This is a genomic window from Methylopila sp. 73B, from assembly GCF_000526315.1.
Lineage (GTDB): Bacteria > Pseudomonadota > Alphaproteobacteria > Rhizobiales > Methylopilaceae > Methylopila.
In genome coordinates this window covers 3,864,907-3,884,988 of record NZ_JAFV01000001.1, presented here as the reverse complement: position 1 = coordinate 3,884,988, position 20,082 = coordinate 3,864,907, and the positions used below count along the sequence as shown (strand labels likewise).

Sequence of the window (20,082 nt, the reverse complement as noted above, 5' to 3'; positions counted from 1 at the left end):
TCAGGCGATGGGGAAGCGGGGGTTGATACGGTTCCATTCGGCGGCGATGACGGCGACGTTGGCCTCGACCCAGCCCCACACCTTGCGGCGCGTCGCGGTGTCGATCTCGCCGCGCAGGATGGTGAGGCCGTCGATCAGCACCAGCGCTTCGGCGTTCGGCGTCACGACATGGAAGTGAGGCGGCAGGTGGTCGTTCGCGTAGACCCGAACCGTGATGTTGCCGTCCTGATGAAGCCGTGCCATTTCCGCCCCCGTTGATGTCCTTATACTAGTCCTCATTGCGGACGGTTGTAAAGGACTATTTTTTGAGGACGGGCAAAAGGGCTCGAAAAATATGAAGCTAGCGGGCTACCGGCTGAAGACGGCCGAGGGCCGCAGGCTCAAGCCGGCCCCGAAGACCGCCGCCGAGCACTACCAGACGCCCGAGCATCGGGCTTGGCGCGCCGAGGTGCTCCGCCGCGCGATGTTCTGCTGTCAGCACCCCGGCTGCACGGCGACCGCCTACACGGCGCGCCTGTTCGCCGACCACATCGTCGAGCTGAAGGACGGGGGCGCCGCGCTGGATCCTGAGAACGGGCAAGCGCTCTGCGGCAAGCACCACACCGTGAAGACGATGCGCGAGCGCGCGAAGAGGGCGAAGGCATGACCCGCAGCGAACTGATCGGCCTCGCCGAGCGCGAGGTGCAGCGCCTTACCGACGAGAACGACCACAGCGCGGCGTCCATCATGGGCGAGCTGATCGCCCGCCTGCGCACTGTCGACGAGTACGCGCTTTCTCAGGTGCAGCGCATGCAGCTTCAGCCCGGCGACATCATCGCGCTGACCATGCCGCGTCCTATGCCGGCGAACGCCGTGGCCGCCATGCGCGCCGCTTTGGACGGTCCACCGCTGAACCTGAAAGAGCGCGGCGTCGCCGTCATGGTGCTGGACCAGGACGCGAAGGTCACCGTGCTGGGGAACGGCAAAGGGCTAGGCCTCAAGTCCATGGCCCCAGCGCGGGACGGCATCCTCACGCCCAACGTTGGAGGTGAGGCAGGCCGCGAGGCCACGTTTGACGAGGCGATGAAGGTCGGGCGGCAGGTGATGCAGCGCTGCCGAGGCGCCCTCGCCGCGCTCGCCAAGGCCTGAGGGCAGGCAGGGACCAGTATCCAAGCCGCCCGGCCTAACCCTCGGCACGGCGGAAACATGGGAAAGTTACAGGGCCTAACCCTGTCTGGACCTCGAAAAACCGGGTCGACCCCCACCCCCCTCGAAAGTCTGGGGGCGGTAGGGGCGTCAACCGCACGGGGAGCCATTCGCAGAATTTTTCCCCTCCCGGCGTTTCGGCTGATGCGAACCGCTCGCAAGAGGCTCCGATGATCGACGAAAAAGCCCCGATCGACTGGGAGGCGATCAAGCGCGACTACGGCTCCGGCTCCATGAGCATCAGGGAGTTGTCGCGCTGGTACAGCATCTCGGACACCGCGATCCGGAAGCGCGCGAAAAAGGAGGCCTGGCTTCAGCCTGAACCGCAGGCCAGTTCGCACCGCGAACCTGCGAACCCTGCGCCGCGAACGCCGGTGGAGTTCACCCGCGCGACGCCGGAGACGACGAGCGCCGACGCCATCATTGGCCGCGGACGCAACCTCACGCTCCGCATGCTCGATGAACTCGATGCGACGACGATGCGGCTTGGCGAGTTGGAGACCATGATCGACATGGCGACCGACGAGGGCGACGGCGGCCGCCAGCGAGAGACGCTGATGCAGGCCGTCTCGCTCAAGCAGCGGTCGGAGGTTCTGAAGGCGCTGGCCACCGCGGCGAAGACGTTGTCCGAGAGCGGCGCGGCGGCACCGGCCGGCAAGAAGGCTGAGCGCCAGGCGGCGGCCGAACGCGCGGCAGGTTCTGGCGGGCGATATGCTCCGCCTGCGCCGCCTAAGGTCGTGGTCGACAACACCCGCTGATGGAGTGGAGCACCGCTTGCCCTGGCTGGCGCGAGAAGATCGTCGCCGGCCAGTCGCTCATTCCGCCGCCGCTGTTCCCCGACGAGGCCGGCGCCGCGCTCGACGTGTTCAAGTCACTCCGGATCGTGGACGCGCCGGGTAAGCCGACGTTCGGCGAGGCCTGCGAGCCTTGGGTTTTCGAGTTCGTCGCCGCGATCTTCGGCGCCTATGACGCTGACACCGGGCGGAGGCTGATCCGCGAATTCTTCCTGCTGATCTCGAAGAAGAACAGCAAGAGCACCATCGCCGCCGGCATCATGGTGACGGCGCTGATCCGGAACTGGCGGCATTCCGCCGAGCTGCTGATCCTGGCGCCGACGATCGAGGTCGCGAACAACGCCTTCCAGCCGGCGCGCGACATGATCCGCGAGGATCCGGAGTTCGATTACAACCAGGGCGGCTTCCTGCACGTCCAGGAGCACATCCGGACGATCACCCACAAGACGACCGGCGCGGTGCTGAAGGTCGTCGCCGCGGACACCGACACCGTGTCGGGCAAGAAGGCGGCGTTTGTCCTGATCGACGAGCTTTGGATCTTCGGAAAGCGTCCGAAGGCCGATGCGATGTTGCGCGAAGCCACCGGCGGCATGGTGAGCCGTCCCGAAGGCTTCGTGATCTACCTCTCGACCCAGTCCGACGAGCAGCCGGCGGGCGTCTTCAAGGCGAAGACGGACTATTTCCGCGAGGTTCGGGACGGCAAGAAGGTCGATCCTCGCAGTCTGCCGGTGCTCTACGAGTTCCCGGAGGAAATGGTCGAAACCCAAGCGTTCCTCGACCCGGCGAACTTCTACGTCACCAACCCCAACATGGGACGCTCCGTCGACGCCGAATGGCTGCTGGCCGAGCTTGAGAAGGTCCGGAACGCCACCGGCGGCGAACTGCAGGTCTTCCTCGCGAAGCACCTGAACGTCGAGATCGGCTTGCGGCTGGCGAACAACCGCTGGCCCGGCGCCGAGTTCTGGGAAGGTCGGGTCGACGAGACGCTGAAGGACCTCGCGGAGCTACTAAAGCGCTGCGAGGTGGTGACGGTCGGAATCGACGGCGGCGGCCTCGACGATCTGTTCGGCGTCTGCGTCCTGGGCCGCGAGCGCGAGACCAAACGCTGGCTCTCATGGTCCAAGGCCTGGTGCCACACGAGCGTGCTGAAGCGTCGAAAGTCGATCGCGTCGCGCCTGAAGGACTTCGAGCGGGCGGGCGAGCTGCGGATCGTCGACGACAAGCTCGACGACATCTCCGAGATCGTCGCGGTGGTCCAGCAGGTGCTGGACGCCGGCCTGTTGGGCGGCGTCGGCGTCGACCCTGCCGGCCTTGGCGAGTTCCAGGACGAGATGGAGGCGATCGACGTCACGCAGGACAACGGCCTGCTGGTCGGCGTCCCCCAAGGCATCCGGCTGATGGACGCCATGAAGACGATCGAACGCAAGCTGGTGAACGGCACGTTCTTCCACGCGGGCACGGCGCTCATGAACTGGTGCGTCGGCAACCTGAAGGTCGAGCCGATGGCGACCGCAATCCGAGCGACGAAGCAGAACGTCGGCGACGCGAAGGTGGACCCCGCCATCGCGGCCTTCGACGCGGCCTTCGTCATGCAGACGAACCCCGAGCCCGTAAACCCTCGCTCAATCTACGAGGACCGCGGCGTACTGGTGGTGTGATGTCGAATGGCCATCCGTGACCTTGCCCGCTGGATTGGCGGCCTGGGCCAGCCGTCCCCACGGGCGGAGGGCCCGACCTACGCCCTTTCCGACCCCCGCGTCGTGGAGCTTCTTCGCTTCGGCTCGATGACCGCGACGGGCTTCAACGTCAGCGTCGAGAAGGCGCTGAAGAACACGACCATGCTGCGGGCCGTCAGCATCATCTCGAACTCGATCGGGATGCTGCCGGTGCACCTGATCGACAAGGAGACGAAGGAAAAGGCGGTCGGCCACGACCTCTACAAGGTTCTGCACCGGCGCCCGAACGCGTCTCAGAGCGGCTTCGACTTCCGCGCGATGATGCAGCTCCGGGCGCTGGTGAAGCGCAACGCCTATGCGCAGATCATCCGGTCCAAGGACCTCCGAACCGGCCGGGAGCGCGTGATCGAGCTGCGGCCGCTCGACACCGACCGGGTGACGACGAAGCTCAACCTCGACTGGACGACGTCCTACGACTACAGCCCGCCCGAAGGCGGCGTCCGGCGCCTCGCGGCGCGCGACGTGTTCCACCTGCGCGGCATGTCGCTGGACGGCGTGAACGGCATCTCCGTCGTCGAGCAGGCGGCCGAGGCGATCGGCCTGGCGCTCGCCGCCGAGCTGGCCGCGGCCCGCTACTTCAAGAACGGATCGTTCGTCGACAGCGCTCTGAAGATGCCGGTCGGCAAGCGGATGAGCGACCCGGCTCGCGAACGGCTCATGAAGAGCCTGAACGAGAAGCGCGGCGCGATGAACGCCGGCGAGTACCTGCTGCTCGAGGAAGGCCTGGAGTTCCAGGAGCTGGGCAAGACCGCGCGCGACGCGCAGCTTCTCGAGATCCGGAAGATGCAGATTGAGGAAATCGGGCGCGCGACCGGCGTGCCGCGGCCGCTCCTGATGGTCGACGAGACCTCTTGGGGCTCCGGCATCTCGGCGCTTGGCAATTTCTTCGTCCAGTACACGCTCAGCCCTTGGTTCGAGGCCTGGCAGCAGGCTGGCGAGCGGTCGCTTCTGACCGAGCAGGACGCCGAAAAGTACGAGATCAAGTTCAACCCCGCGGGGTTGCTGCGCGGCACGCTCAAGGAGCAGGCCGAGTTCCTGTCCCGCGCGCTCGGTGCCGGCGGCGGCAAGGGCTGGGAGACCCCCAACGGGGTTCGCCGCTCGCTGGACCTTCCTGCCGATCCCGACCCCGAAAGCGATCGGATCTCTCAGGGGTCCGCCAGCGCCAGCATCGGCCACAACGGCGGTCCGCCGCTTGAGGATGACGAGAGCAAAGATGACCCAGATGAACAGCGATCGGCTGCGTAAGCTGATCGCGCGCCGGCCGGCGTTCCCGGTCTACGCGCGCGACATGCCCGGGGCGCTCCCCGTCCCGGCAAAGCGCGAGGTCCATTCCCTCGCGAAGCCGGACGCCCTCGATCGGTGGTCAGAGGATGTGGCCGGTGTGCGCCCCAGCGCGCTCGCGGTCGGCGACAACGTCATCACCATGTTCGACATCATCGGTGAGGACTTTTGGACCGGGACGGGCGTCACTGCGAAGAAGGTCGCGTCCCAGCTTCGCGCCATCGGCGATCGGCCGGTTGAGGTGCAGATCAACTCTCCCGGCGGCGACGTGTTCGAGGGGATGGCGATCTACAACGTGCTGCGCGAGCACCCGCAGTCCGTGAACGTGAAGATCATGGGCATCGCCGCCTCCGCCGCGTCCATCATCGCCATGGCCGGCAACACCGTCGAGATCGGCGCAGCGTCCTTCTTGATGATCCACAATTGCTGGATCCTCACGATGGGCAACCGCAACGACCTCCGCGACATGGCGGATTGGCTCGAGCCCTTCGACCAGGCGCTCGTCGACGTCTACGCCAAGCGGACAGGCCAGAAGCCCGCGGACATCGCGAAGTGGCTGGACGACGAGACGTACATGTCGGGCTCCACCGCCATCTCGCAGGGCTTCGCCGACGCGTTGCTGCCGGCGGACCGACTGACCTTCGACGAGGGCGCGCAGGCCCGCGAGCGGGACGCCAAGCCCGCGCGCGCCGCCGTCCACGCCCTTATCGCCCAGGGCCACACCCGCGCCGACGCGCGGGCGATGGTCCGCGAGCTTCGAGGCATGCCGAACGCTGCCTCAGACTCCGCCATGCCGAACGCTGGCGCCGCCGACTGGTCCGGCCTGTCCGGGCTCATTGAAACGCTTCGGTCCTAGGAGGACATCATGAAGCACACCCCGTCGGCCGCGTTCCTCGCGGCCTCGACCGCGCTCGCCAATCCGCCGCGCGGTTTCATCGCTCGTCCGCGCGCTGAAGCGACGGACGACCCCAAGGCCATGATCGCGAACCTCCAGCGCGCGTTCGCGGAGTTCAAGGCCGCGCACGACGAGAAGCTGAGCGGCAAGGCCGACGTCGTCGTGGCTGAAAAGGTCGAGCGCATCGACGCTGCGGTCGGCAACTTCCAGGCTGCCATCGACGAGATGAACGCCAAGCTCGCCACCGCCGCGATCGGCGGCGCCGGCACGGTCGGCGATCTCCCGGCGAGCGACCCCGAGTATGTGAAGGCCTTTAAGGCGCACATGCGAAAGGGCGACGTCCAGGCTGCGATCACCAAGGGCACCGACGCGGACGGCGGCTATCTCGCGCCGATCGAGTGGGACCGCAGCATCACCGGCAAGCTGAAGGAGGTCTCTCCGATCCGCGCCCACGCGCGTGTCGTGACGATCACCACCGCCGGCTTCAAGCGGAACTACACCGATCGCGCGGTCGGCTCCGGCTGGGTCGGTGAGGTCGCGACGCGCGCTGCGACGTCCACGCCGCAGTTCGGCCAGCTCGACTTCGTGCCGGGCGAAATCTACGCGAACCCTGCGATCTCGCAGGGCGCGCTGGACGACGCCGCGATCGACATCGAGCAGTGGCTTGGCGACGAGGTCGACACCGAGTTCGCCCGCCAGGAAGGCATCGCGTTCATCTCCGGAAACGGGGTCAACAAGCCGTTCGGCATGCTGACCTATGTGACCGGCGCTGCGAACGCCGCCAAGCACCCCTGGGGGGCGATCGAGGTCGTGAACAGCGGCGCAGCCGCGGCGATCACCACCGATGGCCTGATCGACCTGATCTACAGCCTGCCGGCCTCCTACCGCGCGAACGCCAAGTTCTTCATGAACCGGCTGTCGCAGGGCTCGGTCCGCAAGCTGAAGGATGGCCAAGGCAACTACATCTGGCAGCCTTCGTTCCAGGGCGGCGCGCCGGCGACCATCCTCGGCGAGCCGCTGGTGGAAGTGCCTGACATGCCGGCGGTCGCCGCGAACGCGATCTCCGCGCTCTACGGCGACATGGGCCGCGGCTACCTGATCGTGGACCGCCTCGGCATCCGCGTTCTGCGCGACCCGTTCACCAACAAGCCCTTCGTCCACTTCTACACGACGAAGCGCGTCGGCGGCGGCGTCGACAACCCCGAGGCCATGCGGGCTCTCAAGATCGCCGCGTGATGACGACGGCGGGCGTCCGCGCCCGCCGCTTCTCCTCGACCATAGGAGGCCACCATGGCCGTTAAGACCTCTGACGTGGGCGCAAAGCCCGCAACCGACGACGCCGGCTCCAAGCCGGCGAACATCCCCGCGGCGACCGATTTCGCGCCGTCTGGCGCGCCCGACCAGGTCGTTCCGGATGTCGACCCCTCGCACCCCGGTGTGGACGCGGATCCGCGGGCCGGCACGTCGGTCGATCAGAACAAGGTCGACTTCAACGACCCGACCAAGTCCGGCGCCCAGGTCGTCGCCGAGCAGCTCGGCTACAAGACCGAAGCCGACAAGAGCGCCTGATCCATGTCGATCGTGGTCGTCGAGCCGCCGAAGCCTCTTCTGACGCCTGAAGAGGCGCAGATGATGGCCCCGGTGCTGGCGCAAGACGGCTACGTTCGCGTGCGGGAGCTGCTGGCGGCCGCTCAGGCGGTGCTCGAGCCGCCGTCCTGGCTGCGCTCGTCTCTCGGCCTGCAGACGCTCGAGCTGCGCACCGAGGGCTTCGGCCACTGCCGCGGCTTCGGCTATGCGCCGATTGACCTCCCTTTCGGCCCCGTTCGATCGATCGTCAGCGTGACGTACGATGGCGTCGACGGAGCCGAGGGGGAGATCTCGCCGGCGGTCTATCGGATCTCCGGCAAGGACACCGAGAACGCCTCGCTGGCGTTGATGGCGGGCAAGAACTGGCCGGGCGTGAGGCTCGGAACCGACAGCGTCCGCATCCGCTACATCGCTGGCTTCCCGCGTGACGACATCCGCTTGGCCCCGGTCAAGCAGGCGATCGTCCTGTCGGTGGTTCAACTTCGCTCGCTCTCGACCGACGATCTCTCGCTGCGGTCGGTGGTGGTGGACGACGTCGATACCCGGACCTACACGGTGTCCGACGCCGCCGAAAAGCTGATCAAGAACGCCGTCGACGGGCTCCTGTCGGGGTATCAGCAATGGGCGGTCTGAGGCCTGACCAGGCGCGCGCCGATTACCGCCGATCGCTCGGCGAGACGGGCGAGCTGGTGGCGCTGCGGCGGCCGGCGCTCGATTCCGAACCTGAAGCTGCGGATCTCCGCGCACGGGTTAAGGGCGGCACGACCGACGAACTGGCCTCCGGCATGGATCAGCGCCGCCGGACCATTATCCTCCTCGCGGAGGACGTCGAGGCGGCGATCGACGAAGGTCTTTGGCCAGAGCCCGCGCCCGGCGCCGACGCCATCGTGAAGAACGATCACATCGTCGTCCGCGGGGCTCCGTTGAACGTCGATCGGGTCGACAGCGACACGCGGCGCGTCGGCGGCGTGCTGATCGCCTATGTGATCGAAGCGATCGGCTGATGGCCGACGACATCGCGTTCCTGCTCGACGACGAGGTTTCGCCTGCGGCGATCAGTCGGGCGGTGGCGCAGGTGGCGCGTGAAGAACTGGCGGCTGCGCAGGAGATCAACGCCCGCGCGCTCGGCCGTGTGCCGCCTCATGAGACGGTGGTCAACGGCCAGCGTGGCGCCCCGATCGATAGCGTCCGGCCCGGCGGCGCTATCGTCTTCGTGTTTGAGGTCGAGATCGTCAACGAGGCGCTGATCTGGATCTCGCAGCAGCTTCTGGAGCACGCGCCGCGTCTGACGGGCCGCTTCGCCGACAGCTTCATGCTCTTCGCCGACAACGTCGAGTATCTGCCGAGCGACGGGGTTCGTCCGGCGAAGGAGTTCGCCTTCATCAACGCGCAGCCCTACGCCCGGAAGATTGAGCGCGGACTGTCAAAACAGGCGCCGGACGGCGTGTTCCAGTCGGTCGCGAAACTCGCCTCGCGGCGGTTCAACAACGTCGCCATGGTTCGCTTCGGCTATCGCTCGCTGCCCGGCGGCGCGGTCGGCAAGTGGGCGGCGACGAGCAAGCTCAAGTCGCATGCGCCAAGCCGAAACCGGCCGGGCGCGCGCCGGACGGACTGGCTGACGCGTCAGCCCGCGATCGTGGTGACCCCCCGCTGATGGCCCATATCGACGCAATCACCGCGATTGAGACCTACCTCGCCTCCGTCTGGACGGCGACGCCGGTCATCGGCGTGCTGACGGACACGCCCCGCCCGCAGGCGCCTGCGCCGTTCCTTGTCGTCGATTACCCCGTCACGAACACGGAAATGAAGACGCTCGGCGCGCCCGGCAACAACGTCTGGCGCGACGAGGGGACGTTCCGCATCCGCGTCCACCAGCCGAAGGCGAAGGCTCAGCTCGCGGCCCGGCAGTCGAGCGAGATCGCCGCGCTCTTCCTCGGGAAGACGATCGGCGGCGTGCAGTGCTGGGGCTCGTCGGAGGGTCCGCTCGACGACGAGAACGACAACGGCCTGTTCTACGTGACCAGCGTCGTCGTGCCCTACGACTTCGACCACTTCGGCTGACCGCCGCCCCCTGACATCCTGGAGACTGACCCATGGCCCTTCCGGACCACAGCGGCACGCGCGTGGCGTATGTCGCCGAGGCGACCTATGGCGTGACGCCGGCGACGCCGAGCTTCAAGACCTTCCGCACCACCCGCGCGTCGGGTCTCTCGACGCGGAAGACTACGGCCGTCTCCGACGAGATCCGCGCCGACCGCAACGTCGTCGACGAGGCGCAGCTCGGCCAGGACGCCTCCGGCGACTACCCCGTCGAGCTGTCTTACGGGTCGTTCGACGACTTCCTCGAGGCGCTGCTGATGGGCGCCTGGACCACGAACGTCCTCAAGAACGGCATCGCGCGGAAGTCCTTCACCGTGGAGGAGACCCGCGAGCTCGGCGCGACGGACAGCTTTTCCCGGTTCACCGGCGTCATGGTCAACCGCGGCGAGTTCTCGGTGAACGCCCGCGAGAAGGCGCTCTGCACTTTCGGCCTGATGGGGCAGAAGGAGGCGCTGGTGTCTGCGATCGTCACCGGCGCGACCTACGCCGCGGCCAGCACCGAGCCGATGATGACCGCCGCCAGCGTCGCGTCGCTTTCGATTGCCGGAGTGGCGGGCCCGCCGATCAAAAGTCTCAGCTTCAGCGTCACCAACACACTTCGGGTCCGCCCGCTTGTCGGTTCTCTCTACTCCGACGAGTTCGGCGCCGGTGAATGCAACGTCACCGGGTCGTTCTCGGCCTACTTTGCGGCTGGGCTCTACCAGATGGTCTTGGACCATGGCGGCGGTGAACTGGTGTTCACCATCGGCGCGACGGCGAACAAGAAGTACACGTTCCGGATGCCGAACACCGTGTTCCTCGACGGAACGGTGCCGGCGGGCGGCAAGACCGACGACGTCATGCTCAACGTCCCGTTCCGCGCCAAGCTGGACGTGGCGTCCGCCTGCTCGATCCAGATCACCCGGGCGGTGGCGTGATGAAGCGGGTCCGCATCGACGTCAGTCATACCGGCTATCCCGGCGGGACAAAGCGCTCGTTCGTCGAGGGCGAAGAACTCGATCTCCGCGACGACTACGCGGAGCTGATCACCAGCCCGGAGAAGCGGCTGGCCCACGAGATTCCGGACGAAAAGGCGTCGCCGCCGGTGGCCAAGACGCCGGCTGAGGCGTCGAACAAGCAGGACGGAGGCAAGTCTTGAAGATCAGCTCGGTTAAGGCGCTCGGCCAGAAGATCGAGAAGGGCGCTTGGGTGCGGACGCTCCCCGGCATGGAGGACCTGCAGCTCAAGGTCCGCGCCCGGTTCAACACCGACTATCTCCACCGGCAGGAAGAGCTCGTCGCGGCGGAGGAGCCGGCGAACAAGCCGGACGGCGTGCTGACGAAGGAGGCGGCCCGCCGGCACGACGCGATCCTGCTGGCGGACACGGTGCTCGTCGACTGGGCGAACCTGACGGACGACGACAAGAATCCCGTTCCCTACAGCCGCGAGGTCGCGGAGGAGCTGCTGCTCGATCCCGACGAGCCGGCGTTCCGCAACGCCGTGAACTATGCGGCGATGGTGGTGGCCGATCAGGGCGAGCTCGACCTCAAGGCCGCCGCGGGAAACTGACGGCCGCGCTTCGCTGGCACCTGCAGTACAGCGCGGATGAGGACTGGCTTCGGGAGGTGCACAAGGAAACGGGCCGGCCCCTCCCGGCCCCGCTCCTGAACAAGCCGAAGCTGCCGTCGAGCCTGCTGCTGGCGTGGAACGCCTTCATGGCGCTCGCCCACGACCGGCAGGTCTACATGGGCGGCGTGACGCAGATCCCCTACACGGCGCTCAGCCAATGGGCGCGCGATCACGGCGTCGAGGGCGAAACCTTCGACCGGATCGTGCGCCTGGTGAAGGCGATGGACGGGGTGTGGATCGAGGACGTTGACCGCCGCATGAAGGCCGCGCGGCGGTGACGACCTATCGAACGAAGCGGACCGCGGTCCCGGTGGCGACCACGAACAGCATGCTGCCGCTGGCGTTCGCCGAGTTGAACTCGCTGTAGTCGAGATCGACGGCGATCACGGCGTCGGCGCCGAGCTTCAGCGCCTCGACGCGGAGCTCGGACAGACAGAGCACGCGGGCCTCTCGAAGGGCGCCCTGCAGGCTTTTGGCGCGTCCGCCGAACGTGTCGCGCCAGGCGGTCGCGATGTCCTTGAAGATGTTCATCGCCATCGCGGCCTCCGCGGAGATGACGTCGAGAATCTCGTAGTCCGCCGCGCCGGGAAGTGCCGGGCCGGTGGTGACGACGATCGCTTCCGCGGCAGCCTGCAAGGCGACGGCGTCTTCCCGCTCCTGTTCGGCCTTTATCTGGGCTGGAGATGCAGAGGGTGCATCTGCTTTTTCGTACTCAAGTCTCATGCGGCAATCGAAACACTTGCCGCGGTTGAGATCAAATAGGCCGGTTTTCTTTCCGCATTCTTGGCAAGTGGCCATCTGCGTCCCCGTGGCACGACGGCTTAGTCCGCCGCGTCATTTTCCCAATAGTCGTCCGAGGCCCGCATGGTCGCTCTGAACGTCGTCAAGACGGTCACGGTACAGTCGAAGCTTCAGGGCGTCGATCAGGACACCGCGAAGCTGCGCGAGATGGGCGCGGCGACGGGGGGCCTGTCCGCCGCGATGCCGCAGCTCGAGCGCCAGACGCTCAGCGCCGGGCGCGCGCTCGACCGCCATTCGGCGGCGCTCGACGGCAGCTATCGCTCCTCCCAGAAGCTCGCGCAGGTGACGCAGGACCTTCAGCGCGCTCAGGCGCAGGGGCTGGTGACGGCCGAGCGCGTGAACGAGCTGCTGACCATGGCCGCGGTGCGATACGGGCAGGCCGCCGTCGCGGCCACCCAAAGCGGCCATGCGGCGCGCGAGGCCGCGGCGGGCTGGCAGTACTTCTCGACGCAGGGGTTGAAGGCGCTCGCGAACGACAACGCGTCGCAGCGCCTCGCCAACATGGGCGCAAGCGGCAAGACCGCCGCCGGCGGCGTGAAGCTCGCGGCCGGCGAAGTCCAGAACATGTCGTTTCAGCTCAACGACATCATGGTCTCGCTGGCGTCGGGCCAGTCCCCGTTCACCGTCATCATGCAGCAGGGCATGCAGATGGCGCAGATTTTCGGCCCTGGCGTCGGCGTCGCCGCGGCTTTGAAGGCGACCGGCGCAGCGATCGGATCGTTCCTGCTCAACCCGCTGACGCTGACCGTCGCTGGGCTGGCGGCCGTCGCGAGCGCCGCGGCGTATTTCACCAGCAGCGGGACGTCTGGAGCTGACAAGCTCAGCGACGCTTACGAACGCCACGCTGACATCCTGCGGCGCATTGAAGATGCCTATGGCAAGGCGGCAACAGCGCGAGAACGCTTCGACGGGGGTGGGCTCAACGTCAACCTCGCCGATGCACGTTTGAACGCGGCCGTTCTGCGCGCCCAGATGCAGTCGCAGAGCAAAACCGTGCTCGCGGGGCTTGGGACCGACCTTGATACCGGCCCCACGGGGACAGTCTTCGCCGTCAATAATCAGTTCGAACCGATCCGTGCGCAGGTCGAGAAGTTTCGAGAGGAAGCGGCGAGGGGTAAGCCGGATTTCGATGCGCTCCAGGCCGCGGTCGCTGGCCTCTACGTTGCCGCTCCGAACGACTCCCGGGTCGCAAAACTTTACGAAGACGTCTCCAAGCTGAACAGCGAGGGGATCAAGCTTCAGCGGACGGTCGAGCTCGCCGAGCGAGCCGCGCAGTTGATCGATCAAGGCGGCGCGCGCCGGGTCGGCACTCCCGAGTGGGACGCCTTCCTTTCCCGGCAGCGGGGCGCTTACGCCGACGAGCAGGCCGGGCGGGGTGAAAGCGCCGCTCGCGCCTCGCAGTCCTACGACTTCGACCTCCGCGCCATCACGGCGCGCACCGTTGCGCAGCGCGCCGCGCTCGCCGCGGACCGGGCGAGGGCTGACGCCCTGCAGGACAGCACGCGCGCACACGTCGCAGACGCTGAGGCGCAGCGCGCGTCGAACCTCGTCTACGCGCAGGCGGTGCGCGAGGGGCAGGAGTACGCGGCCACGCTGGAGGAGGGAGTCCGTCAGCGTGTGGCCTCCGCCGCGCTCGAGGCGCAGTCGGCCGGCCTCTCGGTGACGGAGAACGAGCGCCTGCGCATCGTCATGGAGCGCACGAACCAGGAGCGGCAGCGCGCCTACGACCTGACGGGCGACTACAACGCCGTCTCTGCCGCCACAATCGCGCAGATCTCCCGCGAGGCGACCGCGCTGTCGCAGCTCGGCGAGGCCGCGCGCCTGGCGAACCTGCAGCGCGACCTTCAGGACCGTCGCGCGGACCTGTTCCGCACGCCGCTCGACAGCCAGATCGCGGGCATGCAGCGCCAAGCCGGCGTGACGCCCGAGAGCGAATATGGTCGCTGGATCGACCAGACGGCGCGGATGACCGACGCGCTTCAGGAAATGAAAGAGGCCGGCGCCTCGGCCTGGGAGACGCTGGGCGAGGGGCTGCGCTCCGACGACGGCGTCGGCAAGTCCTTCGCAAACGCGGGGCTCAAGGCCCTCGACGATGCGTCCAAAAAGGCCTGGACCAACGCCTACGACAACATCTGGTCGTCGCTCGGCGACAGCATCCCCGGCCTGAAGGACGTCGGGCTCGGCGGAAAGCCGGACGGCTCGTCCACGCGGCCGTTCTATGTGGTGTGGGGCGCTGGCGCGCCGGCGGCCGCCCTGCCGGTCGCCGTCCCCGGGAACATCGCTCGCAACGCGCTCGCGCCGATCGCGAACGATAATGCGGCGCAGGCCGCGACCGCGGGCGGGACCAACTGGCTGAGCTATCTCAATCAGGGCGCGACCCGGAATCAGCCGCTCGACCCGAAGCTCGTCAAGGACTTCTCCTTCCTCGCCGAGAAGGGGATCAAGATGGAGGTGTTCTCCGGCGGACAGCCGGGGATCGGGGAGGGCGGCGCCCGGGTGGGCTCGACGCGCCACGACCACGGCAACGCCGCGGACGTGTTCTTCTCGCAGAACGGCCGCCGGCTGGACTGGAACAACCCGGCGGACGTGCCGGTCTATCAGGACATCGTGCGCCAGGCGCGCGCGAACGGCGTCACCGGCTTCGGCGCCGGCCCCGGCTACATGCAGCCGGGCAGCATGCACGTCGGCTATGGCGCGCCGGGCGTCTGGGGCGCGGGCGGAGAGGGGGCGAACGCCCCGGGATGGCTCCGGAGCGCTTACGCCTCGCCCGGCGGCGCGAGCGCGGCGGGGTCCACCACCACGGCGGCGCTCACGGCGCAATCGCAGGCGATGGCGGAGACCACGGCCAGCATCCGAAACCTGAACCAGACGGCCGCGCAGGCCGCCCCGGCGCTGGGCAACGTGGCGCAGACCGCCGGGAACGCCGGCAACATCTTCGGCGACCTCGCGCAGGGCCTCGGCGGCATGCTGGGGATGGCGCTCGGCGGCAAGAAAAACGGCGCCATGGGGGGCATGGTCGGCATGCTGCTGGGGAAGGTCGTCGGCGCCGGCATGCAGTCCGGCGGCTGGCTGTCGTCGCTCTTCGGGGGCGGCGCCGGCGCTGCGGGCGGGGCCGGCGGCGGCTTCAGCTTCTTCGCCGGCGGCGGGATCATGGGCCCGAACGGGCCGATCCCGATCCGGGCCTATTCCGCCGGCGGCGTCGCCACCTCGCCGCAGGCGGCGATCTTCGCCGAGGGCGGCGTGCCGGAAGCCTACGTCCCGGTCCCCTCGGGCCGCATTCCGGTCGAGATGAACATGCCGATGCCGATCACGCCGCCCCCGGCCTCCGCCGCGCGCGTCAATCGCTTCGGCGACACGAACATCACCATCCAGGGCAGCGCCGACGACCGCGTGCTCGCCGAGTTCAAGCGCGAACTGGACGCGCGCGACCGCGCCTGGGCCTACCAGCGCGACAACGCCTGGCGGGCGGCCTGAGCCGTGGCGCATCCCGAGCTTGAGACGTTCCCAGCGCTGATCCGCAAGCCGAAGACGCTGCAGCCGCCGTTCCTAAAGCCGATGCTGCAGATGGGTCCGCGCACCTTTGACGGACGCTCGCAGATCGGCGCGCCTGACGCCGGCTACTGGACGCTCAGGATCGCGGTCGACGTCAGCCTGCTCGCCGAGCAGCTGGAGTGGATGGGCTTCGTCACCGCGATCCAGGGCGGCCTCAATCCCTTCGTCTGCCCGATCTTCGGGGAGCGATGGGTTCCGAAACCGGCGACGGGCGCGATCAACGTGACCTTGCGGACGGCGCTGAACGAGGGCGCGACCACGGCAAGCTTCACCACGACCAACGTCGGGCCGCTGAAGCGCGGCATGTTCTTCTCGATCAACGACCGGCTGCACCAGATCATCCGCGCGCCGAACGTCGTCAGCGGCGCGCGCAGCGATGTCGTGTTTCTGCCGCCGGCGCGTGAGGGCGCCCTCATCAACGCGGCCGTCGAGTTCGAGAATCCCACCTTCATCGCGCGGCCCACGAACCCTGCGGCGGGCCCGCTCGACCTCACCCGCAACTGGCAGGGCGAGGGCGCGCTGGAGCTCGAGGAAGACTTCTACGGGTTGGGCGTCTGATGGACTTTGGCCCCGCGATCGAGGCGCAGCTCCGCGGCGAAGCCGTGCGCCGGGCGCGCTTGGTGTGGTTCGACTTCGCGTCCGACCCCCTGGGGGTGTGGAACGGCGCGCGACCGCTGACGACCTCGGACGGCCGCAAGTGGCTGGGTCTGCGCGGTCTCGGCCGGATCGAGGGCGTCGCGCAATCAATCGACGGCGCGGCGCCTGAGCTCCGGTTCTCGCTGTCCGGCGTCTACGCCCGGTTCGCCGCCATGGCGAAGGCCGAGACCGCCGAATACGTCAATCGCCCGGTGTTCGTGTTCTCGCAGTTTTTCACCGGCGACGAGCACATGAACGGCCCCTGGCAGCTGCTCGGCGCGCCGTGGGCCGAAACCTGGGGGCTGATGCACAGCCTGATCCCGGAGAAGAAAACGACCGCCAACGGCTTCGAGCGCACGGTTACGCTGACCGCCGAGACGCCCTTCGCCAGCAAGAAACGGACGCGCGCCGCCTACATGAGCGACCCCGATCAGAAGGCGCGCCATCCCGGCGACCGGATCGCCGAGTTCATCGCCGGGATCGAGAGCGTCTACGTCAAGTTCCCGAAGTAGCCGATGCTCGCCGACTTCCTGAAAGGCCTCGCCCGGACGCGCTTCGGGTGGGGCGCGGTGGACTGCGTCCTCGCGCCGGCGGACTGGTGGCTCATGAACACCGGCTGCGACCCGGCCGGCGATCTGCGCGGCGCCTACGCTTCCGAGGCCGACGCCGAGCTTCTGTTCTTCCGCGAGGGCTGTCTGCCGCGCCTCGTCGCCCGCCGGATGGCGGCGGCCGGCGCGCGCCGCGCCCGCGACCCGAACCCCGGCGACGTCGCCGTGGTGCGCGCCTTCCTGCCTGACGGCTCGTCCACCTGGTTCGGAGCGATCATGACCCCTGCCGGACGTTGGGCGATCAAGTGCGCGGACGGCTTGAGCGTCCGCGACGCGCGCGACGTCCGCGTGGTCGCGGCCTGGAGCTTCGCGTGAACCCGCAGGCGCTCGTTCTCGCCATAGCGCCGGCGTTCGGCGGGGCGCTCGCGGCGGGCGGTTCGCTGACGTTGCTCGGCAACATCGTCGCCGGCGCCATCGGCCTGGGGCTGTCGCTGTTGCCCGCCCTGCTGGCTCCGCGCCCGCCGAAGCCGGACACGGGCAAGGCCCTGTTCCAGCAGTCGACGCCTCCGCGCGTCCGGCACTACGGACGCAAGCGTCTCGGGGCGAAACGTCTGTTCATCAAGCAGCGCAACGGCAACCTGACGCAGATCCTCTACGTCGGGGAAGGTCCCTACAGCGCCTTCTACGAGGACTACATCGACGACCGCATCTGCTACACGGACAGCGAGGGCGACGCCACCAACGACCCCTTCGCGACGGAGGTCGAGATCCGGCGCCGGATGGGGACGCAGGATCAAATCGTCTTCGCCGGCTGGAAGCGCCGGTTCTCCGACCGCGTCACCGACGACCACCGCGGCCTGGGATGCGTGCTCGTCGAGCTCTACACCAGCGGCGTCAAAGCCAAGAACTTCCAGGAAACCTACCCCAACCGCATACCGCAGTGGAACGGCGTCGCGGACTGCGCGCTCGTCTACGACCCGCGGTCGGCGACGACGATCTTCACGCCGAACCTGCCGTTGATTCTGCGGGACTATCTGACCCACGCCGATGCGATGCAGATCCCGGCTTCGCTGGTCCACGACCCCGACTTTGTCGTCGCCGCGAACAAGGCCGACGAGATCCTGCCGGCGAAGGATGGGAAGACCGTCCGCCGCTACCACGGCGAGTTCACCCACGTCTTCGACACCGCGCATGAAGACAATCTGCGCCGGCTGATGACCGCGATGCTCGGGCGGCTCTACCTCCGCCCGGAGGGGAAGATCGGCTTCAAGGTCGGGGAATGGGAGGAGCCAACGGTCTTCATCGAAGACCGGATGATCTCGCACTACCGGCTGGAGGACCGCACAGGGCCGCTTCGCGAGACGAACGAAGTTCTGGTCAAGTGGACGAACCCGGACGCCAAATACTCCGAGGCCGACGCCCAGAAGTGGCGCAACGAAGCGCTGATCACCGCCACCGGCCAGGTCAAGTCGACGACGATCGAGGCCTACGAGATCCAGAACCACCACCACGCCCGGCGGGTGGCGAAGTTCTTCGACCGCCGGCTCAACCCGCGCTGGTCCGGCACGATCACCACGAACCTCTACGGCATGAAGGCCTGGGATCAACGCTTCATCCGGATCTCGATCGAAGACCTCGACATCGACAACGAGAGCTTCGAGGTGCAGTCGATCCGGCTCGACGACAGCGATATGAGCGTCACCCTGGAAGTCGCGAGCATGACGGAGGAAGCCTTCGCCTTCGACTTCGCGACGGAGGAGGGCGTCGCCCCCGTGTCGCCCGAGGACGACGCGCCGGACGCGATTGAGACGCCGGATGGACTGTCGGCGACCGTCCTGCGGCGCAACTCCGGATCGGGCGTGGTCGTCGGTATGGAGCTCGCGTGGGACGAGCCGGAGGACGACGATCTCGACGCGGAGGCGCAGATCTCGGTCGCGGATCAGAACGTCTGGAAGCCGATGTCGGTCGCCGACAGCCAGCGCAAGGCCGAGGCCTTCCCGCTGGTCGACGGCGAGTCCTACGACATGCGGGTGCGGTTCATCGGCTCCAGTCAGGCGCCGGGAGACTGGGCGATGATCGAGAACATCGTCGCGGTGGCCGACGCCACGCCGCCGCAGGCGCCCATCACTGCGCAGCTCGACATCACCGGAGCGTCGGTTTTCACGAGCGCCAAGAGCGCGCCGAACGACACGCATATCCGCTCGCTCGAGGTCCGGCGCTGCCGGCCGGATCAGGCCGCGCTCGCCGGCGTCGCCCTTGGCGCGCCGCAGATCACGCAGCCGAACGAGCCGAAAAGCTACACCGACAGCCCCGGCCCCGGCGTCTGGCGCTACCCCTGGTTCGCGCTGAACTCGTCGGGGCTGCGGTCGCCGGAGGCCTACGCGGCGGACGTGGACACGGGGGCGACCTTCGCGCGGATCGCGGGCGAGGTCTTCGCCGACGATTACAACCGCGCCGGCGGACCGCTCGGGAGCCCTTATATCAAGGCGACCGGCGCGGACGGCGCCGCCACCATCGTCTCGAACGTGCTGCATGGAGTGTCGGACACATCGACCTGGTACGTGGCGGCCGATCTTTTCGACCCCGACCACTACGCCGAAGGCGAGATCGCCTTCACGGCGGCGACGCTCTCCCGCGCGCTTTTGGTTCGCTACTCCGACACGACGCACCACATCGGTATCCGCTACGTCGGGGGCGTGTGGCGGATCGAATATCGCAACGGCGGGTCCTTCACGACGCTCGTCAGCTCCGCCGCGATGGCGCTCGCCGCCGCCGGAACGCGGTACCGGCTTGAGGCGAAGGGCAATCAGGTGCGGGCGCTTGTGGGCGGCGTCGAGGTCATCGGCTGGACCTCCCTCGGCGGCATCCTCGCGACCGGCACGAAGGTCGGCCTGTTCATCGGGAAGAACGAAGGCGCGCTGTTGAACGACTACAAGGCGGGGCTTCTCACGCCATGAGCCCCGTGAGCGACTATCGCGACCGTGTGAAGATGGTCGGCAAGATGGCGGCGGACGCCGAGCAGATCGCCCGCACGACGGCCTCAAGCGTCATGACCCGCGTCGATCTTGGCGAGGTCGACCTGTCGCTCAACCTCACGGTTTCGGTTCAGACCGGGATCGTCTCCATCAACGCGCCGCTTGCAGGCGCCAAGGTCGGCGACATGCTGACGTTGCGCCCGGCGGCGACGTGGGCGGCCGGCTTCGCGCCCACGAACTACGCTTTCGTGACCTCGGCGGGACGCATTGAAGCCAGGCTTATCGTGCCCGTCATCACGCTTGCGCTTGCGGGAACGGTGACGCTCAAGGCCCGCGTCATCGCTCTTCGGACCGCCTGACGCTCCTCCTCTCCTGAAAGATCCC

Annotated in this window: 24 protein-coding genes; 22 read left to right on the top strand and 2 right to left on the bottom strand. The window is 67.9% G+C overall.

Going from position 1 to position 20,082, the window contains the following annotated elements; all coding sequences use genetic code 11:
- Entirely contained in the window at nucleotides 1-243 is a 243-nt protein-coding gene (locus tag K244_RS0118635) for a DUF4160 domain-containing protein (protein WP_020187807.1), read from the bottom strand.
- 91 nt (nucleotides 244-334) lie between these two features.
- Between K244_RS0118635 and K244_RS0118630 the strand changes: the two genes are divergently transcribed.
- The 16 genes from K244_RS0118630 (at nucleotide 335) to K244_RS0118555 (ending at nucleotide 11,464) form a co-directional block, all read left to right on the top strand.
- Nucleotides 335-646, top strand: coding sequence for an HNH endonuclease signature motif containing protein (locus K244_RS0118630; RefSeq protein ID WP_020187806.1), 312 nt, complete (start codon nucleotides 335-337; stop codon nucleotides 644-646).
- Entirely contained in the window at nucleotides 643-1,128 is a 486-nt protein-coding gene (locus K244_RS0118625; protein WP_020187805.1) for a hypothetical protein, read from the top strand. The genes K244_RS0118630 and K244_RS0118625 overlap by 4 nt, the downstream gene beginning before the upstream one ends.
- A gap of 227 nt (nucleotides 1,129-1,355) precedes the next feature.
- Nucleotides 1,356-1,943, top strand: coding sequence for a hypothetical protein (locus K244_RS0118620; RefSeq protein WP_020187804.1), 588 nt, complete (start codon nucleotides 1,356-1,358; stop codon nucleotides 1,941-1,943).
- Complete coding sequence (locus K244_RS0118615; protein ID WP_020187803.1) at nucleotides 1,943-3,637, top strand: terminase large subunit; 1,695 nt, start codon at nucleotides 1,943-1,945, stop codon at nucleotides 3,635-3,637. The genes K244_RS0118620 and K244_RS0118615 overlap by 1 nt, the downstream gene beginning before the upstream one ends.
- 6 nt (nucleotides 3,638-3,643) lie before the next feature.
- Nucleotides 3,644-4,960 carry a phage portal protein gene (locus tag K244_RS0118610; protein WP_020187802.1) on the top strand — a complete coding sequence of 439 codons (1,317 nt, stop codon included), beginning with the start codon at nucleotides 3,644-3,646 and terminating at the stop codon, nucleotides 4,958-4,960.
- Nucleotides 4,929-5,852 carry a head maturation protease, ClpP-related gene (locus tag K244_RS0118605; RefSeq protein WP_020187801.1) on the top strand — a complete coding sequence of 308 codons (924 nt, stop codon included), beginning with the start codon at nucleotides 4,929-4,931 and terminating at the stop codon, nucleotides 5,850-5,852. Before K244_RS0118610 ends, K244_RS0118605 begins: the two co-directional genes overlap by 32 nt.
- A 9-nt stretch (nucleotides 5,853-5,861) precedes the next feature.
- Nucleotides 5,862-7,127: a phage major capsid protein gene (locus tag K244_RS0118600; protein ID WP_020187800.1), complete on the top strand. Its 1,266-nt coding sequence runs from the start codon at nucleotides 5,862-5,864 to the stop codon at nucleotides 7,125-7,127.
- A 54-nt stretch (nucleotides 7,128-7,181) separates the two neighbouring features.
- Nucleotides 7,182-7,460, top strand: coding sequence for a hypothetical protein (locus K244_RS0118595; RefSeq protein WP_020187799.1), 279 nt, complete (start codon nucleotides 7,182-7,184; stop codon nucleotides 7,458-7,460).
- A gap of 3 nt (nucleotides 7,461-7,463) precedes the next feature.
- On the top strand, nucleotides 7,464-8,111 hold the full coding sequence (locus K244_RS0118590; RefSeq protein ID WP_020187798.1) for a hypothetical protein: 648 nt from the start codon (nucleotides 7,464-7,466) through the stop codon (nucleotides 8,109-8,111).
- Nucleotides 8,099-8,482 (top strand): hypothetical protein, encoded by a 384-nt coding sequence (locus K244_RS0118585; protein ID WP_020187797.1) that lies wholly within the window; start codon nucleotides 8,099-8,101, stop codon nucleotides 8,480-8,482. The genes K244_RS0118590 and K244_RS0118585 overlap by 13 nt, the downstream gene beginning before the upstream one ends.
- Nucleotides 8,482-9,132 (top strand): hypothetical protein, encoded by a 651-nt coding sequence (locus tag K244_RS0118580; protein ID WP_020187796.1) that lies wholly within the window; start codon nucleotides 8,482-8,484, stop codon nucleotides 9,130-9,132. Before K244_RS0118585 ends, K244_RS0118580 begins: the two co-directional genes overlap by 1 nt.
- On the top strand, nucleotides 9,132-9,539 hold the full coding sequence (locus K244_RS0118575; RefSeq protein ID WP_020187795.1) for a hypothetical protein: 408 nt from the start codon (nucleotides 9,132-9,134) through the stop codon (nucleotides 9,537-9,539). Before K244_RS0118580 ends, K244_RS0118575 begins: the two co-directional genes overlap by 1 nt.
- Nucleotides 9,540-9,571: 32 nt before the next feature.
- Nucleotides 9,572-10,495: a phage tail tube protein gene (locus tag K244_RS0118570; protein WP_020187794.1), complete on the top strand. Its 924-nt coding sequence runs from the start codon at nucleotides 9,572-9,574 to the stop codon at nucleotides 10,493-10,495.
- Nucleotides 10,495-10,716, top strand: a complete 222-nt coding sequence (locus tag K244_RS0118565; RefSeq protein WP_020187793.1) for a hypothetical protein — start codon at nucleotides 10,495-10,497, stop codon at nucleotides 10,714-10,716. The genes K244_RS0118570 and K244_RS0118565 overlap by 1 nt, the downstream gene beginning before the upstream one ends.
- Nucleotides 10,713-11,126, top strand: coding sequence for a hypothetical protein (locus tag K244_RS0118560; RefSeq protein WP_020187792.1), 414 nt, complete (start codon nucleotides 10,713-10,715; stop codon nucleotides 11,124-11,126). The genes K244_RS0118565 and K244_RS0118560 overlap by 4 nt, the downstream gene beginning before the upstream one ends.
- Before the next feature lie 56 nt (nucleotides 11,127-11,182).
- Nucleotides 11,183-11,464: a hypothetical protein gene (locus K244_RS0118555; protein ID WP_020187791.1), complete on the top strand. Its 282-nt coding sequence runs from the start codon at nucleotides 11,183-11,185 to the stop codon at nucleotides 11,462-11,464.
- Between the two features lie 4 nt (nucleotides 11,465-11,468).
- Here the strand turns inward: K244_RS0118555 and K244_RS0118550 are convergent, their stop codons facing one another.
- Nucleotides 11,469-11,822, bottom strand: a complete 354-nt coding sequence (locus K244_RS0118550) for a heavy metal-binding domain-containing protein (RefSeq protein WP_020187790.1) — start codon at nucleotides 11,820-11,822, stop codon at nucleotides 11,469-11,471.
- Nucleotides 11,823-12,050: 228 nt separating this feature from the next.
- On the opposite strand from K244_RS0118550, the gene K244_RS22870 reads away from it, so the two are divergent.
- The 6 genes from K244_RS22870 to K244_RS0118520 are packed head-to-tail and all read left to right on the top strand — an operon-like array spanning nucleotide 12,051 to nucleotide 20,057.
- On the top strand, nucleotides 12,051-15,461 hold the full coding sequence (locus tag K244_RS22870; RefSeq protein WP_020187789.1) for a phage tail length tape measure family protein: 3,411 nt from the start codon (nucleotides 12,051-12,053) through the stop codon (nucleotides 15,459-15,461).
- 3 nt (nucleotides 15,462-15,464) lie between these two features.
- Complete coding sequence (locus K244_RS0118540; RefSeq protein ID WP_020187788.1) at nucleotides 15,465-16,097, top strand: hypothetical protein; 633 nt, start codon at nucleotides 15,465-15,467, stop codon at nucleotides 16,095-16,097.
- Nucleotides 16,097-16,687 carry a hypothetical protein gene (locus tag K244_RS0118535; protein WP_020187787.1) on the top strand — a complete coding sequence of 197 codons (591 nt, stop codon included), beginning with the start codon at nucleotides 16,097-16,099 and terminating at the stop codon, nucleotides 16,685-16,687. The genes K244_RS0118540 and K244_RS0118535 overlap by 1 nt, the downstream gene beginning before the upstream one ends.
- Nucleotides 16,688-16,690: 3 nt before the next feature.
- Nucleotides 16,691-17,098: a hypothetical protein gene (locus K244_RS22865; protein WP_020187786.1), complete on the top strand. Its 408-nt coding sequence runs from the start codon at nucleotides 16,691-16,693 to the stop codon at nucleotides 17,096-17,098.
- Complete coding sequence (locus tag K244_RS0118525; RefSeq protein ID WP_024816607.1) at nucleotides 17,095-19,680, top strand: hypothetical protein; 2,586 nt, start codon at nucleotides 17,095-17,097, stop codon at nucleotides 19,678-19,680. The genes K244_RS22865 and K244_RS0118525 overlap by 4 nt, the downstream gene beginning before the upstream one ends.
- Nucleotides 19,677-20,057, top strand: coding sequence for a hypothetical protein (locus K244_RS0118520; RefSeq protein ID WP_020187784.1), 381 nt, complete (start codon nucleotides 19,677-19,679; stop codon nucleotides 20,055-20,057). The genes K244_RS0118525 and K244_RS0118520 overlap by 4 nt, the downstream gene beginning before the upstream one ends.
- The last annotated feature ends 25 nt before the right edge of the window (nucleotides 20,058-20,082 follow it).

Coding starts and splice junctions, on each gene's coding strand:
- K244_RS0118610 (WP_020187802.1), top strand. CDS start 3,644: ATGGCCATCCGTGACCTTGCCCGCTGGATTGGCGGCCTGGGCCAGCCG.
- K244_RS0118590 (WP_020187798.1), top strand. CDS start 7,464: ATGTCGATCGTGGTCGTCGAGCCGCCGAAGCCTCTTCTGACGCCTGAA.
- K244_RS0118580 (WP_020187796.1), top strand. CDS start 8,482: ATGGCCGACGACATCGCGTTCCTGCTCGACGACGAGGTTTCGCCTGCG.
- K244_RS0118620 (WP_020187804.1), top strand. CDS start 1,356: ATGATCGACGAAAAAGCCCCGATCGACTGGGAGGCGATCAAGCGCGAC.
- K244_RS22870 (WP_020187789.1), top strand. CDS start 12,051: ATGGTCGCTCTGAACGTCGTCAAGACGGTCACGGTACAGTCGAAGCTT.
- K244_RS0118535 (WP_020187787.1), top strand. CDS start 16,097: ATGGACTTTGGCCCCGCGATCGAGGCGCAGCTCCGCGGCGAAGCCGTG.
- K244_RS0118570 (WP_020187794.1), top strand. CDS start 9,572: ATGGCCCTTCCGGACCACAGCGGCACGCGCGTGGCGTATGTCGCCGAG.
- K244_RS0118595 (WP_020187799.1), top strand. CDS start 7,182: ATGGCCGTTAAGACCTCTGACGTGGGCGCAAAGCCCGCAACCGACGAC.
- K244_RS0118630 (WP_020187806.1), top strand. CDS start 335: ATGAAGCTAGCGGGCTACCGGCTGAAGACGGCCGAGGGCCGCAGGCTC.
- K244_RS0118520 (WP_020187784.1), top strand. CDS start 19,677: ATGAGCCCCGTGAGCGACTATCGCGACCGTGTGAAGATGGTCGGCAAG.
- K244_RS0118585 (WP_020187797.1), top strand. CDS start 8,099: ATGGGCGGTCTGAGGCCTGACCAGGCGCGCGCCGATTACCGCCGATCG.
- K244_RS0118625 (WP_020187805.1), top strand. CDS start 643: ATGACCCGCAGCGAACTGATCGGCCTCGCCGAGCGCGAGGTGCAGCGC.
- K244_RS0118605 (WP_020187801.1), top strand. CDS start 4,929: ATGACCCAGATGAACAGCGATCGGCTGCGTAAGCTGATCGCGCGCCGG.
- K244_RS0118575 (WP_020187795.1), top strand. CDS start 9,132: ATGGCCCATATCGACGCAATCACCGCGATTGAGACCTACCTCGCCTCC.
- K244_RS22865 (WP_020187786.1), top strand. CDS start 16,691: ATGCTCGCCGACTTCCTGAAAGGCCTCGCCCGGACGCGCTTCGGGTGG.
- K244_RS0118635 (WP_020187807.1), bottom strand. CDS start 243: ATGGCACGGCTTCATCAGGACGGCAACATCACGGTTCGGGTCTACGCG.
- K244_RS0118565 (WP_020187793.1), top strand. CDS start 10,495: ATGAAGCGGGTCCGCATCGACGTCAGTCATACCGGCTATCCCGGCGGG.
- K244_RS0118615 (WP_020187803.1), top strand. CDS start 1,943: ATGGAGTGGAGCACCGCTTGCCCTGGCTGGCGCGAGAAGATCGTCGCC.
- K244_RS0118600 (WP_020187800.1), top strand. CDS start 5,862: ATGAAGCACACCCCGTCGGCCGCGTTCCTCGCGGCCTCGACCGCGCTC.